This window comes from Bradyrhizobium sp. CCBAU 11386 (genome assembly GCF_028128955.1).
Taxonomy (GTDB): domain Bacteria; phylum Pseudomonadota; class Alphaproteobacteria; order Rhizobiales; family Xanthobacteraceae; genus Bradyrhizobium.
The window spans coordinates 58,191-73,907 of record NZ_LBKA01000247.1; the positions used below are offsets into that span (position 1 = coordinate 58,191).

Annotated in this window: 13 protein-coding genes; 7 read left to right on the plus strand and 6 right to left on the minus strand. The window is 65.9% G+C overall.

Translation table 11 applies throughout. The features are described from left to right. The first annotated feature begins 123 nt into the window (after positions 1 to 123). Complete coding sequence (locus XI09_RS30400) at positions 124 to 2,490, plus strand: efflux RND transporter permease subunit (protein WP_271570127.1); 2,367 nt, start codon at positions 124 to 126, stop codon at positions 2,488 to 2,490. A gap of 28 nt (positions 2,491 to 2,518) precedes the next feature. Here the strand turns inward: XI09_RS30400 and XI09_RS30405 are convergent, their stop codons facing one another. Together XI09_RS30405 and XI09_RS30410 are read right to left on the minus strand one after the other, a co-directional pair. Next, positions 2,519 to 3,265, minus strand: coding sequence for a hypothetical protein (locus XI09_RS30405; protein ID WP_271570128.1), 747 nt, complete (start codon positions 3,263 to 3,265; stop codon positions 2,519 to 2,521). A 162-nt stretch (positions 3,266 to 3,427) separates the two neighbouring features. After that, complete coding sequence (locus tag XI09_RS30410; protein WP_271570129.1) at positions 3,428 to 3,925, minus strand: hypothetical protein; 498 nt, start codon at positions 3,923 to 3,925, stop codon at positions 3,428 to 3,430. Between the two features lie 459 nt (positions 3,926 to 4,384). On the opposite strand from XI09_RS30410, the gene XI09_RS30415 reads away from it, so the two are divergent. From XI09_RS30415 to XI09_RS30440, 6 genes are all read left to right on the plus strand, one after another. Next, on the plus strand, positions 4,385 to 4,618 hold the full coding sequence (locus XI09_RS30415; protein ID WP_008144014.1) for a hypothetical protein: 234 nt from the start codon (positions 4,385 to 4,387) through the stop codon (positions 4,616 to 4,618). A 187-nt stretch (positions 4,619 to 4,805) separates the two neighbouring features. Beyond that, positions 4,806 to 5,690, plus strand: a complete 885-nt coding sequence (gene hpnC, locus XI09_RS30420; protein WP_271570130.1) for a squalene synthase HpnC — start codon at positions 4,806 to 4,808, stop codon at positions 5,688 to 5,690. After that, entirely contained in the window at positions 5,680 to 6,519 is an 840-nt protein-coding gene (gene hpnD / locus XI09_RS30425) for a presqualene diphosphate synthase HpnD (RefSeq protein ID WP_271570131.1), read from the plus strand. The genes hpnC and hpnD overlap by 11 nt, the downstream gene beginning before the upstream one ends. After that, a complete protein-coding gene (hpnE, locus tag XI09_RS30430; RefSeq protein ID WP_271570132.1) occupies positions 6,519 to 7,775 on the plus strand; it encodes a hydroxysqualene dehydroxylase HpnE in 1,257 nt (418 codons plus the stop codon). The genes hpnD and hpnE overlap by 1 nt, the downstream gene beginning before the upstream one ends. A 99-nt stretch (positions 7,776 to 7,874) precedes the next feature. Further along, positions 7,875 to 9,809, plus strand: coding sequence for a squalene--hopene cyclase (gene shc, locus XI09_RS30435; protein WP_271570133.1), 1,935 nt, complete (start codon positions 7,875 to 7,877; stop codon positions 9,807 to 9,809). Further along, positions 9,806 to 10,555 carry a phosphorylase gene (locus XI09_RS30440; RefSeq protein ID WP_271570134.1) on the plus strand — a complete coding sequence of 250 codons (750 nt, stop codon included), beginning with the start codon at positions 9,806 to 9,808 and terminating at the stop codon, positions 10,553 to 10,555. Before shc ends, XI09_RS30440 begins: the two co-directional genes overlap by 4 nt. A gap of 116 nt (positions 10,556 to 10,671) precedes the next feature. Here XI09_RS30440 and pbfA read toward each other — a convergent pair whose 3' ends face one another. Genes pbfA through XI09_RS30460 form a run of 4 tightly spaced genes read right to left on the minus strand, consistent with a single transcriptional unit; the run spans position 10,672 to position 15,716 of the window. Continuing rightward, positions 10,672 to 12,030, minus strand: coding sequence for a (R)-1-hydroxy-2-aminoethylphosphonate ammonia-lyase (gene pbfA / locus XI09_RS30445; RefSeq protein WP_271570135.1), 1,359 nt, complete (start codon positions 12,028 to 12,030; stop codon positions 10,672 to 10,674). Between the two features lies 1 nt (position 12,031). Next, entirely contained in the window at positions 12,032 to 12,853 is an 822-nt protein-coding gene (phnX, locus tag XI09_RS30450) for a phosphonoacetaldehyde hydrolase (RefSeq protein WP_271570136.1), read from the minus strand. After that, on the minus strand, positions 12,850 to 14,013 hold the full coding sequence (locus XI09_RS30455; RefSeq protein WP_271570137.1) for a TIGR03364 family FAD-dependent oxidoreductase: 1,164 nt from the start codon (positions 14,011 to 14,013) through the stop codon (positions 12,850 to 12,852). The genes phnX and XI09_RS30455 overlap by 4 nt, the downstream gene beginning before the upstream one ends. Next, positions 13,998 to 15,716 (minus strand): putative 2-aminoethylphosphonate ABC transporter permease subunit, encoded by a 1,719-nt coding sequence (locus XI09_RS30460; RefSeq protein WP_271570138.1) that lies wholly within the window; start codon positions 15,714 to 15,716, stop codon positions 13,998 to 14,000. Before XI09_RS30460 ends, XI09_RS30455 begins: the two co-directional genes overlap by 16 nt. Between the last annotated feature and the right edge of the window lies 1 nt (position 15,717).

Consider the following 15,717-nt stretch of genomic DNA (forward strand, 5'->3'; position numbering starts at 1 on the left):
ACCCCTCGCGGCGATTTTCCGCGCATTTTCAAGGGGCAAGCCTCCCATTGGTATGGCGTTTTCAAGCCGTTCGCGGGGCGCAATAAGCTCACTGACCGAGCCGATTTAGGAACTGGATAAGGCATGCTCGAAAAGCACCGCGAGAATGAGGTTCATGTCGACAAGGTCGAGCAGGGACCTGCGTCCTCCATCGCCTTCGGGCTGGAGCGCATCGGGCTGATCGCCGTCCGGGCGCCGATCGTCTCCTGCATCGTCCTGCTCGTCCTGATCGTGGGCGCCGTATTCGGCATCCACCGGATCAAGATCGACGATTCGCTGTCGCAGCTGTTCCGCTCCGACACCCGCGAATTCCACCAGTACGAAGAGGTGACGAAGAAGTTTCCAGCCGAGGAGTTCGACGTCCTCGTGGTGGTCGAAGGCAAGAACCTGCTGGCACGGAACAACCTCGAGAAGCTGCGCGACTTCATCACCGACATGCAGCTGGTCGAAGGCACGCGCGGGCTGGTCTCGCTGTTCTCGGCGCGCCAGGCGCCGGCGCCGGGCAAGCTGCCGGCGGCGCTGTTCCCGCCCGAGCTGCCCGAGGGCGCGGCCTATGACAAGTTCATCGAGACCGTCAAGAACAACGAGATCATCCGCGGCAAGCTGTTGTCGGAGGACGGCACGCTGGCCCTGGTCGTGCTGTCGCTCGATCCGGAGGTGGTCGCCTCCAGCAAGCTGACCAAGACCGTCGCCGACATCCGCGCGCTGATGAAGGAGGATCTCGGCGACACCGGGCTCAACGTCCAGCTCTCCGGCGTGCCGGTGATGCAGCTCGAGATCCGCAACGCGGTCGAGCGCGACGGGCTGACCTACAACATCCTCGGCATTCTCGCCGGCTGCGTCATCGCCATCATTTTCTTCCGCAAGATATCGTTCATGATCGCGGCGGCGTTCCCGCCGATGATCGCGATCCTGCTGGCGCTCGGCGCGCTCGGGTGGGCGAACTTCAATCTCAACATGTTCCTGAACGTGATGACGCCGCTCATCATGGTCATCAGCTTCTCGGACTCGATGCAGCTCACCTTCGCCGCGCGCGACCGGTTGATCGCAGGCCAGGACAAGTTCACCGCGTTCAAGAACGCGGTGCTGGTGGTGGGGCCGGCCTGCGTGCTGACGCACGGCACCGCCGGCATTTCCTTCATCGCGCTCCAGTTCTCCAACTCCGACCTGATCCGCAAATTCGGCGAGGCAGGGCTCGCCGCCACCATCATCGCGCTGGTCGCGGTGCTGTCGCTGGTGCCGGTGTTCGGCGTGCTGTTCGTGCGCAACGAGAAGGTCTTTGCGGTCAAGTTCCAGAGCGCGGATGCCGGCGTCCAGGCGCTGCGCAATTTCTGCTACTGGATCGCGGTGCGCATGGTCGGCCGGCCCGGCCTGTTCAGCCTGATCGCGGTGCTGTTCGTCGGCGGCCTCGGCGTCATCTACGCCAATCTGGAGCCGCGCTACCGGCTTGCCGACCAGGTGCCGGACAAGCGCCAGGCGGTCGCCGCCAGCGACCGGCTCGATGCCAAGCTCACCGGCGCCAATCCGGTCAACGTGCTGATCCAGTTCCCCAAGGGTGAAACGCTCTATTCGCCGGAGACGCTGCAGACGATCGCCGACGTGCATGCGACCGTGGAGAAGGCGGCCGGCGTCGGCAACGTCTGGTCGGTCGAGACCCTGCGCCGCTGGCTCGCGGAAAAGGCCGGCAGCGCTGACGTCGCGACGCTGAAGGAATATGTCAGCGTGATTCCCGAGCATCTGGTGCGGCGGTTCATCGACGCCGAGCAGGATGCGGTCGTCGTCGCAGGCCGCGTGCCGGACAAGGATTCCAGCCAGCTCCTGCCGATCGTCGACAAGCTCGACACCGAGCTCGACGCCGTCCGCAAGAAGCACCCCGGCTACGAGGTCGCGGTGACGGGCCTTGCCGCCATCGCCGCGCGCAATTCGGCCAGCATGATCGAGAAACTGAACCGCGGGCTCACCGTCGAGTTCGCGCTGGTCGCGATCTTCATCGGCCTCGCCTTCCGCTCCTGGGTGGTGATGTTCGCCTGCGTCCTGCCGGGCATCTTCCCCGTCGTGATGTCGGGAACGGTGCTGTGGGCGATGGGCGAGGGGCTGCAATTCGCCAGCGTCGTCGCGCTCACCGTTTCGTTCGGCCTGGGGCTGAGTGCGACCATCCACTTCCTCAACCGCCTCAGGCTGGAGAGCAAGCCGGGCGTCGGCTCGGCGCTCGCGGTGGAGCGGGCGACCGTTCTGGTCGGACCGGCACTGATCCTGACCACGGTGGTGCTGGCCTGCGGCCTCGTCGTCACCGTGTTCTCCGACCTGCCGTCGCTGCGGCTGTTCGGCTGGCTCAGCGCCTTCTCGATGGTCATGGCCCTCGTTGCCGACCTCTTCATCCTGCGGCCGACAGCGATGTGGCTGATCAACCTGCACGCCAAGCTTCAGGGCGCGGACAAGCGCGCGATCTGAGCGTGGGGCGGCGGACGCCACGCCTCGCTCACGCTTCGACGCGTATGATTCCGTACGGGTTGAACTTGAAATCGTCCTCGGCGTAGTCCTGCGCCCGCGTTAGCGTGAGCTTGCGGTCGCGCAGCGTCGCTTCGATGCCGCGCTCGGCCATCGCGTTGGCGAGCTCCTCCATCAGCATGACCGCGGCCCATTCGTTGCCGCGCGATTTCGCGACATAGATCTCCGGCAGGCCAACGAGGTGATAGCCGACGGTTTCGTTGTAGCGATCACCGCCGAGTGGGCGCTTGGCGAAGGCAAGACGACATGCTTTGGCGACAGCGAGAGTCACGGCAAGACCCTGACCGGTGCTCGCGCCCTTGCGCGCCTGGCCGGCCAGTTGCCGCCATCGATCGAGGCCGTGGGCAACGCCCGCGCTTTCGCCCTTCACGGCGGTGGCGCCGGCCTCGATCATCTCCTCGACGATGCGCAAGGCCGCCGCCGAATAGGCGACCGTCTTCTGCTGCTCCATCGGCGGGCTCAGCACATAGAGCACTGATTTGTGGTTGGCCACGGCGGCTTCGTCGGTGGCGGACCAGGCTTTCGGGAAGATGCGGTCCCAGCACACGCCAAACGAGCGCTCCATATGCGGATCGGGTTGGGCCTGCGAATAGGTGCGGTCGATCTCGAAGCCGAAATCCGCGATCGTCCTGGTCACGGCCTCCGGCGGGTGCAGCAGGCTTTCGTCCTTGCCGAGGAAGCAGAGCACGTGACGCGGCATCACGGATGAAGGCTGCATGTCCGTCCTTCGCTAGCTTGACGGTTGATCATTGGCCCATGCGCGACTGGTTGCGAACAGTCCGGCGGCCTTGAGCAGGCTTCTGCGAATAGGGTCCATGTCAGCAAAAAGCCCCCGGCTCGCGAGAACCGGGGGCGTGTTCCTCTCGACGCGGGAGGGGCGTCAGCCCTTCGTCATCGTGATGTTGACGCCGCGGATCTCGCCCTTGGAGCTGATCTGCACCGTCTGCTTGGTGCCGTTGGTGCGCAGCGACAGGTTGGCGGCGAAGCCGTTGGCCTCGACGAACACCTCGATCTGGCCGCCGCCGGCGGTGCCCTGGAGATTGCCGAAGATGTTGCGGCTGGCCTCGCTCCAGTTGCCGGAGATGCGGTCGCCCTGGCTCGTCACGTCGCTGGTGAGGTCGAATTTGTAGCTGTCGGACGCGCAGTGCAGAGCCTGCTTCAGGCTGAGACCGCTGCCGGCGACCTTGTAGTCCGCCTTGCAGCGGATGCGCTCGGTGGAGCCGTCGGACAGCGACACCGTGCCGGTGCCGGTCCACGCGCCGTCGAAACCGGCAAACGGTCCGGACGACTGTGCGTGGCTTGCCGAAACCGAGAAGAGCAGCGCCGCCCCAATGCCGGCCGCCTTGATTGCCAGTCCAGATCGCCCAAAGAATTTCATCACAAATATCCCGTTTTGGAACGACGTCCGCTCAAGATCAGAACGTCTCGCCACATCGAAGGTTTAGTGTCCCGAGCCTGTGTCAGGTTCAAAGCCTGGCCGCCAGAGACGGTGGTTCACGAAGCCCTTGCGCCACGCCCGGCGGCTGCGATTTCCCGTGTTTCGGCGTGTTTCCGGCCGAAACGGAGGGGCAGAGAGATGCAGCTCTGCAACAGGCGTGCAGTAAAATGCGGGCTACCTGAATTATGACGTAGTATCAACCTCTTACATCTGCCAATGAAGGCGCAGGGAAGACCTGATTTGGTCGGTGTGGCGCCAATTTGGCCGCATTTGCCAGTGCTTGTGCCTTCTCCGAGGCCGCTACCCCGCGGCGACTTGCCATCAGAACACTCCGTTCCGGTCGTCCGCCCTGTGCTGTCCGGGATCGGTGCGATTCTGCCGTCAGAATGAAGGAATACAATGCGTAAGCTTCTCGTCGCTCTCACCCTGCTGTCGGCATCCCTTTCCACGGCGGCATTCGCCCAGGCAGGACGCGGCACGGACAGCGAGCAGAAGGCCTGCACGCGCGATGTGCAGAAGTTCTGCCGTCCGGTCATCGATCAGGGCGATTTCACCATCCTGGCCTGCCTGAAGGAGAACCGGGCCAAGATCTCGCAGGCCTGCGACCAGGTCCTGAAGAACCACAACCAGTAAGCTCGGCCACTGGCCCACAAGGGCGGCCCCCCCCGGGGCTGCCCTTTCGGGGCCGATCCGCGAAGGGCAGCCATCGCGAGACAGGATTGGTTTTGCGGCCGTATTCCCCTATATGGGGGCCGCGCCGGCATGAGCCCGCGCGAGCGAAAAAGCCCTTCCTGTCCAAACGATTGTAAACCAGCCCTCGATGACCTCTGCGAGCGAATTGCGATCCGGCAAGGGTGACCGCGACGAGAATTTTCCCGTCGCGTCCTGGATCATTCATCCGCGTCATCGTGCGCTGATCCTGGCGTATTACAATTTCGTCCGCACCGCCGACGATATCGCCGACCACGCGACGCTGCCACCCGACCAGAAGCTCGCCTATCTCGACCTGCTCGAGGCGGAACTGCTCGGCAAAGGCGACACCCAGGCTGAAGCCGTCAGCTTGCGGCGCGCGCTGGCCGAACGCGGCATGGCGCCGCGCCATGCGCTCGACGTGCTCATCGCCTTCCGCATGGACGTGACCAAGCTGCGCTACGAGAATTGGGACGAGGTGATCCACTATTGCCGCTACTCGGCGATGCCGGTCGGCCGTTTCATGCTCGACGTTCATGGCGAGAGTACCTCGACCTGGGCTGCATCGGACGCGCTTTGCGCGGCGCTCCAGATCAACAATCACCTCCAGGATTGCGGCAAGGATTTTCGCGAGCTCAACCGCGTCTACCTGCCGCGCGATGCGCTGGCCGCGAGCGGCGCCTCCGTCGAGCAGCTCGGCCTTGCCCAGTCGCCGCCGGCGATGCTGGCCTGCCTGCAGGCGCTCGCCGTGCGCAACGAGGCGCTGCTGGGCGAAAGCAAGTCGCTGAGCGCGGAGGTGAGGGATTTCCGCCTCGGCGTCGATATCTCGGTGATCCAGGCCTATGCTGATCGCATCGTGCGCCTGCTCAAGGTGCGCGATCCCCTGCGCGAGCGCGTGCACCTGAACAAGTTCGAGCTTCTCACCTTCAGCCTCGCCGGCATGATCGGCGAAGTCGGCCGCCGCGCGATCGGACGCAGGGCCGTTTCCAGACCGGGGACTGCACATGACGCTTGAGGCGACCTCGCCCGGCGCCAGTTATGGCTCGGCCGCATCCGGCAGTTCGTTCTACGCCGCGATGCGCATCCTGCCGCATGACCAGCGCGAAGCGATGTTCCAGATCTATAGCTTCTGCCGGCAGGTCGACGACATCGCCGATTCCGACGGTCCGCGCGAGGAGCGGCTCGCCGCGCTTCAGGAGTGGCGCAACGACATCGACGCGCTCTATCAGGGCAATCCGCCGCCGCGGCTGAAGGACTACGTCGCCTCGGTGAAGACCTTCGGGCTCAAGCGCGAGGATTTCCTGGCCATCGTCGACGGCATGGAGATGGACGTGCCGCAGGACATCCGCGCGCCCGACATGGCGACGCTCGATCTCTATTGCGATCGGGTCGCCAGCGCCGTGGGACGGCTGTCGGTGCGGGTGTTCGGCATGCCGGAAGAGGACGGCATCCTGCTCGCCCATCATCTCGGCCGCGCACTCCAGCTCACCAACATCCTGCGCGACATCGACGAGGACGCGGGCCTCGGCCGGCTCTATCTGCCGCGCGAGGCGCTGCTGCATGCCGGCATCACCTCCAACGATCCGAACCGCGTCATCGCCGAGCGGGCGCTGCCGAAGGTCTGCCTGCCGCTGACGCAGCGTGCGAAGGTGCATTTCGAGAAGTCGGACGAGATCATGAACCGCAACAAGCGCCGCGCCGTGCGTGCGCCGCGGATCATGTCGAAATACTATCATGCCATTCTGGACCTCCTGATCGCGCGCGGCTTCAACGCGCCGCGCGAGCCGGTGCGTGTGTCGAAGGTCACACGCATCCTGATCCTGCTCCGTTACGCTTTCATCTGATGCAAAACACAGCTCACATCATCGGCGCTGGAATTTCCGGCCTCTCCGCCGCCGTGCGGCTCGCCAATGCCGGCTTCAAGGTCGCCGTGCACGAGGCCACGCACCAGGCCGGCGGCCGTTGCCGTTCCTATTTCGACGGCGCCACCAACCTCACCATCGACAACGGCAATCATCTGCTGCTGTCGGGCAACAGCCATGCGCGCGCCTATGCGCGCGCGATTGGATCCGAGGCGGGCCTCGTCGGCCCTGACAGCGCGCAGTTTCCCTTCGTCGATATCAAGACCGGGCAGCGCTGGCAGATCGATCTCGGCGCCGGCCGGCTGCCGACCTGGGTGCTCGACGAGAGCCGCCGCGTTCCCGACACGGGCCTCACCGACTATCTCAAGCTGGCGCCGTTGATCTGGGCGTCGGAGGCGACGCCGGTCGGCAAGTCCATTCCCTGCGAAGGCGTGCTCTATCAGCGCCTGGTGCAGCCGCTGCTGCTCGCCGCCCTCAACGTCGATCCGCCCGAGGGGTCGGCCGGGCTCGCCGGCGCGATCGTGCGCGAGACGCTGCTTGCCGGCGGACAGGCCTGCCGTCCGCTGATCGCGCGCGACGGCCTCAGCGCCGTGCTGATCGAGCCCGCCGTGAAGTTCTTGCAGGAACGTGGCCACTCGGTTCAGCTCGGCCATGAGCTGCGCTCGTTCGTGACCAGTGACGGCAAGGCCGGCGCGCTGAATTTCGGCGGCGAGGATGTGATCCAGCTCGCCGAGGGCGATGTCGTCGTGATGGCGGTGCCGCCGCGTGCCGCCTCAAGCCTGCTGCCGGGCCTGAAGACGCCGACCGAATTCCGCGCCATCGTGAATGCGCATTTCCGTTTTGAGCCGCCGCCGGGTTCGCCGCCGATCCTGGGCGTGATCGGTGGTGTCGTGGAATGGCTGTTCGCGTTCCCGAACCGGCTCTCGGTGACCATCAGCAATGGCGACCGTCTCGTCGACATGCCGCGCGAGGAACTCGCGCAGGCGATCTGGAACGACGTCTGCGAGGCAGGCGGCGTCTCCGGCGAGCTGCCTCCCTGGCAGATCGTGCGCGAACGCCGCGCCACCTTTGCCGCCACGCCGGCGCAGAATGCCCTGCGTCCGGGGCCGGTTACGGCGCTGAAAAACCTTTTCCTCGCCGGCGACTGGACTGCTACGGGATTGCCTGCAACCATCGAGGGATCGGTCCGGTCCGGTGATCGCGCCGCCGATCTGGTGATGGCTGCGCGGCGGCCCTGACGGGAATTTGTCCCGGTCAATTCAAATCAACTATCGGAGTAATCGAGCGAGATGGATTCCGTGAACGCGACCGCCCGCGAAGCCCAGGAATCGAGGATCTTGGAATCGAAGGTCTTGGAATCGAGCATTGCGTCAGCCACGCAAGGCGTCCTCGGCTTGCAGCAATCCGACGGCCATTGGGTGTTCGAGCTCGAGGCCGACTGCACGATTCCGGCCGAATATATTCTCCTGCGCCATTATCTCGCCGAGCCGGTCGACACCGTGCTCGAAGCCAAGATCGGCAACTATCTCCGCCGCGTGCAGGGCGCCCATGGCGGCTGGCCGCTGGTGCATGACGGCGAGTTCGACATGAGCGCCAGCGTGAAGGCGTACTTCGCGCTGAAGATGATCGGGGATTCCATCGACGCGCCGCACATGGTGCGCGCGCGCGAGGCGATCCACGCCCGCGGCGGCGCCATTCACAGCAACGTCTTCACGCGCTTCATGCTCGCGATGTTCGGCGTCGTGACCTGGCGCGCGGTGCCGGTGCTGCCGATCGAGATCGTGCTGCTGCCGTTCTGGTCGCCGTTCCACATCAACAAGATCTCCTACTGGGCGCGCACCACCATGGTGCCGCTGATGGTTATCGCCGCGCTCAAGCCGCGCGCGAGGAATCCGAAGGGCGTCGGCATCGACGAGCTGTTTCTCCAGGATCCGCGCTCGATCGGCATGACCGCGAAGGCGCCGCACCAGAGCATGGCCTGGTTCATGCTGTTTCGTTCGCTCGATGCGATCCTGCGCGTCATCGAGCCGCTGTTTCCGAAGAGCCTGCGCAAGCGCGCGATCGATGCCGCGCTCGCCTTCACCGAGGAGCGGCTCAACGGCGAGGACGGCATGGGCGCGATCTATCCGCCGATGGCCAACATCGTCATGATGTACGACGCGCTCGGCAAGGACGAGAGCTTTCCGCCGCGCGCGATTACGCGCCGGGGCATCGACAAGCTGCTCGTGATTGGCGATGACGAGGCGTACTGCCAGCCCTGCGTCTCACCGGTGTGGGATACGACGCTGACCGCCCACGCGCTGCTGGAAGCCGGCGGCGACAAGGCCGTGCCTGCGGCCAAGCAGGGCCTCGACTGGCTGATCCCGAAGCAGGAGCTCAGCGTGAAGGGCGACTGGGCGGTGAAGCGGCCCGACGTGCGCCCGGGCGGTTGGGCCTTCCAGTACAACAACGCCCATTATCCCGATCTCGACGACACCGCGGTCGTGGTGATGTCGATGGACCGGATGCGCCGGGAGCACGGCGTCACCGGCTATGACGTTGCGATCGACCGCGGCCGGGAGTGGATCGAGGGCATGCAGAGCGACGACGGCGGCTGGGCCGCCTTCGACGTCAACAATCTCGAATACTATTTGAACAACATCCCGTTCTCGGACCACGGCGCGCTGCTCGACCCGCCGACCGAGGACGTCACCGCGCGCTGCGTCTCGATGCTGGCCCAGCTCGGCGAGACCGCCAAGACCAGCAAGCACGTGGCCGACGGCGTTGCCTACCTCCGCAAGACCCAGCACCCGGAAGGGTCCTGGTACGGCCGCTGGGGCATGAACTTCATCTATGGAACCTGGTCGGTGCTTTGCGCCCTGAACATGGCCGGCGTCAGCCACGACGACCCGATGATCCGGAAGGCCGCCGCCTGGCTGGCCTCGATCCAGAACAAGGACGGCGGCTGGGGCGAGGACGCCGTCAGCTACCGGCTGGACTACAAGGGCTGGGAAGCCGCCCCCTCGACCGCCTCGCAAACGGCATGGGCCTTGCTTGCCCTGATGGCGGCAGGCGAGGTTGATCACCCGGCCGTCGCCCGCGGGGTGGAGTACCTGATTGCAACACAGAACGAAAAAGGACTGTGGGACGAGCAGCGGTACACCGCCACAGGCTTTCCCCGTGTATTCTATCTACGGTATCATGGTTACCCAAAGTTCTTCCCGCTGTGGGCGCTGGCGCGGTATCGGAACTTGCGGAACACCAACAGCAGGGTGGTAGGGGTCGGAATGTGACTTTGGGGACGGGGGACTATCTTACCGCGGGCAACGCCATTGATCCGCGGCCAATACTTATTGTGACCGGTCTGGTTCAGGAGGCCCGCATCGCGGCCGGGCCCGGGATGGCGGTGATCTGCTCGTCCAGCAGCCCGACCCAGTTGCGGGCGCTTCTGACCGTGGTGGACCCTGAAACGATTCGCGGCGTGATCTCGTTCGGCGTGGCCGGCGGGCTCGACCCGACGCTGCGCTCCGGCGACGTCGTGCTGGCGACCGAGGTGCTGTCAGGCGATACCCGCTGGGCCGCCGGGCTGTCGCTCGGCGACGACCTGATCGACCGCCTGACGTCGGGGCGCCGCCGTGTCGTGCGCGGCAGCCTTGCCGGCGCCGAGGAAGTGGTCACCGGGCGGTCCTGCAAGGCCGCATTGCATTCGGAGACCGGCGCTTCCGCCGTCGACATGGAAAGCCACATCGCGGCCGCCTACGCCGCCGAGGCCGGGCTGCCCTTTGCCGCGGTCCGCGTCATCAGCGATCCCGCCCATCGCGCGCTGCCGGCGCTCGCCCGCGCCGCCATCAAGCCGAACGGCCAGATCGACCTCGCGGCCGTGCTGCGCGGCATCGTGCGCAATCCGACGACGCTGCATGCGCTGGTCTCGACCGGCCTCGACTTCAACCGCGCGCTGCGCTCGCTGCGCGGCTGCCGCGACTATCTGATCGGCACCGAGCTCGTGGAGAGCAGCGCGCTGGTCTCCGAGGCGGCCTGAGCGGCGTCTTCGATCCAATCAAGAAAAGGCCCGGTCGCGCGACCGGGCCTTTTTCGTTTTGATGTTCGTAGCCCGGATGGGGCGTGGCGTCGCGAAGCGTGCGCATTGCGATCTGCTCACAAGGCTGACATCGCCTCTTCGAGGATATCGAGCGCCCGGTCGAGTTCATCGCGCGAGATCGTCAGCGGCGGGCATAGCGTGACCACGTTGCCGCCGCCGAGCTTGAAGCTCAGGCCTGCCTCCAGGCAGCGATACAAGAGGCGCTCCGCGAGCGCGTTGGCCTCGGCCTCGTCGCGGCGGCCGATCTCGACGCCGAGATAGAGACCTGCGCCGCGCACCTCGGAGATCAGGGGGTACCGGTCTGCCATCGATCGCAGCCGTTCGAGGGCGTGCGCGCCGAGGACGCGCGCTGCCGCAAGCAGCCCTTCCTCCGCGATCACATCGAGCGTGGCAAGGGCTGCAGCGCAGCCGACCGGGCTCTTCTCGTGGGTGTAGTGGCCGAGCGCTCCCTCGGGCACCACGTCGAGATCGGCCCGCGCCACGATGGCCGCCATCGGCATGATGCCGCCGCCCAGTCCCTTGCCTAGCACGAGAATGTCGGGCGCAGTTTCGGCCTGCTCGCAGACGAACATGGTCCCGGTGCGGCCGAGGCAGCTCGGCACCTCATCGAAGATCAGGAGCGCCCCGTGCCGATCGCAGCTCGCGCGCACGCGGGGCCAGAAGCCGGGCGGCGGCAGTTCGACCGTGGTCCAGCGCATCGGCTCGGCGATCACGGCCGCGACGTCGCCCTGCACCTCGAGGACATAATCGATGTAGTCGGCGAGGCGCTCATGCGCGCGGCCGTCCTGTCCGAAGAAGCGCGCGGCCAATCCCGGCGGCGGCACATGCTCCGTGCCCGGCAGCAGCGGGCCGGCGCCGCGCCGAAACAGGGCTTCGCCGCCGACCGAGACCGCGTCGAGATTGGCGCCGTGGAAAGCATCCCACATGGACAGCGTCTTGTGTCGCCCCGTTGCGTAGCGGGCGAGCTTCAGTGCCATGCCGATTGCAGCTGACCCGCTGGGTGCCAGCAGCACCTTCTCCAGGGGCGCCGGCGAGAGTTCGGCGAGGCGCCGGGCGAGGTCGATGGCGGACTTGTTGGTGTAGCGGCGCGGGCAGAAGGGCAGGGTATCGAGTTGCGACTTGATGGCCGCCACCACGCGAGGATGACCGTAGCCGACCTGATGCACACCGTTGCCGTGGAAATCGAGGATGCGCCGCCCCTGGAGATCGACGATGTGGCTGCCTTCGGCGGCGGTGGCCACGTTCAGGCACGGCGTTGACAGCGACTGTCGCAGGAACCAGCGCTCGTCCTCGTCGAGGCAACTTTGGGTCTCTGCGTCGAGGTGGCGCTTCTGAAACGATCGCCGCTCCGCCGACAAATTGACGTCGCCCTCAGAGGCGCTCATGCCGGACTCGCTTGTCTCGGACACGCTCATGTTAGACTCCTGGCCGCTCTCCGCGGGCCAGCCGGCCCTCGATCGCAGCGATCACCGGGATGATGTCGGCGACGCCGTCGATCACGTAATGGGCGCCGGCGCCTGCCAGCCGCTCGACTGCGGCCGCGCGCCGCTCGGCGAAGGCTTTCGGCGGCAACGCTGCCGTGTCGGCGAGCGACAACCCGAACACGTTGCCGGTGACGGCAACGCCGACGGTCCAGCAGCCGCCGTTGAGACCTTCGTTGATACCGACCTCGGTGTCGTCGACCTTGACGCAACTCCAGGCCGGCCAGACGGCGAGCTCCAGAAAGGCCTTGTAGAGCATGAAGGGCGTGGGTCGGCCGTCGGGCGTGTCCCCGGTGCAAACGATGCTGTCAGGCGCGTAGCCTTGCGCGGCCGCGACCGGAATGACCTCGGCCATGATCTCGCGCGTGTAGCCCGTGCTCGAGCCGATCTTCAGGCCGCGGCGCCGCAGGCCGGCGACAGCTTCGGCCACGCCCGGGATCACGTCGGCGTAGCGGGCGGCGACCTCGACATTCATCGGCACGAACACGGCGTAGAGCGCATCGATGTCGGCTTCGGTAGGCTCGCGCCCATGCTTGTTGCGCCAGGCGGTGGCGATCCGGGGCAAGCGCAGGAGGGCGGCGATGTGCGGGCGCTTGGCCATGCCCATCGGCCCGCGCGCCTCGTCGACGGTGATCGTCACTCCGAAGCGCGCGAATGCCTCGACGAACACGCCCATCGGCGCCAGCGAGCCGTGATCCACCGTCGTGCCGGCCCAGTCGAACACGACGGCCCGGACGTGCTGGAATTTATCGGTCATGTCGTTCGGCTCCCGGACGTTAATTCGTCAATCACTTCCTCGGCGATCGCAAACGAGGTGCTGGCGCCAGTGCCGCTGGTGATCATGACGAGGCGTACAGTTTCAGAAGGGCGGTCGATCAGCATCAGCCGGTCGGACGCCGAGGCGTAGGTGCCGATCCAGCGCTCGCGGATGATAGGCGTTGGCCAGGCCATAACTTGCCGGAATTCATCCATGATCAACTCGTCCACCGTATCCGGACCGAACGGGTCCGGCGTCGCGTCGTAGTGGTGGGAATCACCGACGACGAGCGAGCCATCCTCGCTCTGCACGGCGATCAGATGCACACCGTTGGCCAGATGCTGGCCCTGCTCGGATTCGAGTCGCTGCTTCAGTGCGGCGGTCTCCGGCAGTTCGGCGTAGCCGAGATAACGCACGAGGCCGAGGTCCGACATCACGGCCGCGTTGAAGCGCGGCATCGCGCTCGCCGATGCGACCCGCAGCATGTGCAGCTTGCATCGGACGAGGCCGTAGCTCGCCAGGCGTTCCGGATAGAGGCTCAGGAAATCGTCGCCGGGGCAGACCACGCAGAGCCGGGCCCTGACCGGCCCTCGTGTGGTGTCGATGACCGGCGGTGTCACCGCCTTGGCCAGCGTCTGATACAGGAAGGTGACGCCGTGCACTTCGGCCAGCCAGCGCGCCAGTGCCGGCACCGCGATGCGCGACTCCACCCGCAAATCGTGCGGGCTCGCCAGCACGGCTAGCAGATCGTCGGTCCGCAGCATCGGGAAACGACGGCCCGCCTCAGCCGGGTTCAGAAGCTCGCAACCCTCGCCCATCTCGGTGGTGCGGAACGCCTCGAGCACGGCCACGGCTTCCGGTCGTCGCACCGCGACCGCCAGTCCGACATGCTCGATCCTGATGCCCGCGGCCGGGGCCACTTCGGCCCAGACCTGCCGCGATCGCATCGCCCGCTGCCAGCACTGGCCGCGCTGCTGCCCGGTGACGGTGACGAAGCCGAAATTGCGGATCGAGGCGCCGTTCGCCCTCGCATCGCGCTCGATGACCACGACCCGCAAGCCCCGGCGCACGCCCGCAAGCGCATGGGCGAGACCGCAGATGCCGCCCCCGATAACGGCCAGATCGAATTCGTCTCCTGACACGCTCACCGCTTCCTCCACATCTGCGCGCGCGCAAGATAGCCCTGTGTGAGTAACATGTAGATGGCTCGTGTGACGGCGGCGGTGGCGAACACGACCATGGCCATGGCCGCCGCCGGAGCCACGTCGCCAGCGTCATCCATATTGAGCACGGCGATGGCCGCAAGTGTCGTGTGCGGCGCGTAGATGAAGACCACCGCGGAGACTGTCGTCATCGCGTTCACGAACAGATACATGGCGATATCCAGCACGGCCGGCAGGCAGACCGGCAAGGTCACTCGCATGAAGGTACGCCAGAACGGCACCCTGAGCGATGCCGAAACGGTCTCGAATTCCTGGTCGATCTGCTTGAGCGCCGTCACCGCGGTCAGGTGCGAGACGGAGTAGAAATGCGAGATGGTGCAGATGACGAGGATGGCCATCGTGCCGTAGATGAAGTTCAGCGGATTGGCCGGGTTGTTGAAGAAGAAGATGTAGCCGAGGCCGAGCACCAGCCCGGGAACGGCCAAAGGAAGCAGCGCGAGAAACTGCACGAAACCGCGAATGGTGCGAAAGCGCGGGGTCTTCTCGACGAGATAGGCGCCGGCAAAGATCACCGCAGTCCCGAACAGCGCGGTGAGGCCGGCCATGACGAGTGAGTTGAAATAGCTGCGCCAGCCGCCGCCATCCATCATGTCGAAGTCGAAGTTCTTGAAGCTGGGCGTCAGATTGTAGGGCCAGAACGTCGCGATCGAGGCGAAGAAGGACACGCCGAGAATGACCAGGATCGCGAACGCGATCAGCGAGCAGATCGCCAGCATCGCGCGATCGATCGTGGAGTCGGGCCTGGGCGCATACGGTACGGCGCGCGCGGAGAGCAGCGCCAACTGGCGTCGCTGCATGAGCTGATCGACGACGAAGGCCAACCCCGCGGGCAACAGCAGGATCAAGCCGACCACCGCGCCCATCTGGAAATTCTGCTGCCCGACCACCTGTTTGTAGATGTCGGTCGCGAGCACGTTGAACTTGCCCCCGATGACCTTCGGCACGCCGAAATCGGTGATCACCAGGGTAAAGACGACGAAGACCGCGCTGATCAGGCCATAACGTGCTCCGGGAATGGTCACGGTCCAGAAGGTGCGGCGCGGGCTTGCCCGCAGCGCTTCCGCCGCCTCATACAGACGCGCGTCCGAAATCGCCAGCGCCGCGGTGATGATGATGAGCGCGTGCGGGAAGGTCCAGAACACCTCGCCCATCACGATGCCGATCGGACCGTAGATCGACGCGCCGAACAGCATCCATTTGACGAGGCCCTGGTTGCCGAACAGATAGACAAGGCTGATCGCAGGCAGCAGCGAGGGTGCGAGAATCGGGATCTGCGCGATGATGCGGAACAGGCCCCGTCCTGGCATGCAGGTGCGGGTGAGTCCGTAGGCGTAGACGAAGGCGAGCAGAACGCAGATGACCGTGCTCAGCAGCGAGACCCAGACCGAGTGCCAGATCGAATTGGCCAACGCCGGGCTGGCGAAATAGGCCTGGAAATTGGCCAAGCCGACGAAGCTGCCATCAGCCGCCTGGAAGCTCTTGGACAGCAGCGCCCAGAGCGGCAGCAACACGGTGACGATCAACCAGAGGCCGAGCGCCACGACCGCGCCGCGCATGATCCAGTCGTCGTGCCCCAGCTTCTGCCGCAGGGGCGCCACTGCGGCGGTGCGGTCCGGCAGAATCAGCGTCTCGGTCGCCATC

Coding starts and splice junctions, on each gene's coding strand:
- XI09_RS30415 (WP_008144014.1), top strand. CDS start 4,385: ATGCGTAAGCTTCTCGTCGCTCTCACCCTGCTGTCGGCATCCCTTTCC.
- XI09_RS30405 (WP_271570128.1), bottom strand. CDS start 3,265: ATGCAGCCTTCATCCGTGATGCCGCGTCACGTGCTCTGCTTCCTCGGC.
- hpnD (WP_271570131.1), top strand. CDS start 5,680: ATGACGCTTGAGGCGACCTCGCCCGGCGCCAGTTATGGCTCGGCCGCA.
- hpnC (WP_271570130.1), top strand. CDS start 4,806: ATGACCTCTGCGAGCGAATTGCGATCCGGCAAGGGTGACCGCGACGAG.
- pbfA (WP_271570135.1), bottom strand. CDS start 12,030: ATGAGCGTGTCCGAGACAAGCGAGTCCGGCATGAGCGCCTCTGAGGGC.
- XI09_RS30410 (WP_271570129.1), bottom strand. CDS start 3,925: ATGAAATTCTTTGGGCGATCTGGACTGGCAATCAAGGCGGCCGGCATT.
- hpnE (WP_271570132.1), top strand. CDS start 6,519: ATGCAAAACACAGCTCACATCATCGGCGCTGGAATTTCCGGCCTCTCC.
- phnX (WP_271570136.1), bottom strand. CDS start 12,853: ATGACCGATAAATTCCAGCACGTCCGGGCCGTCGTGTTCGACTGGGCC.
- XI09_RS30460 (WP_271570138.1), bottom strand. CDS start 15,716: ATGGCGACCGAGACGCTGATTCTGCCGGACCGCACCGCCGCAGTGGCG.
- XI09_RS30400 (WP_271570127.1), top strand. CDS start 124: ATGCTCGAAAAGCACCGCGAGAATGAGGTTCATGTCGACAAGGTCGAG.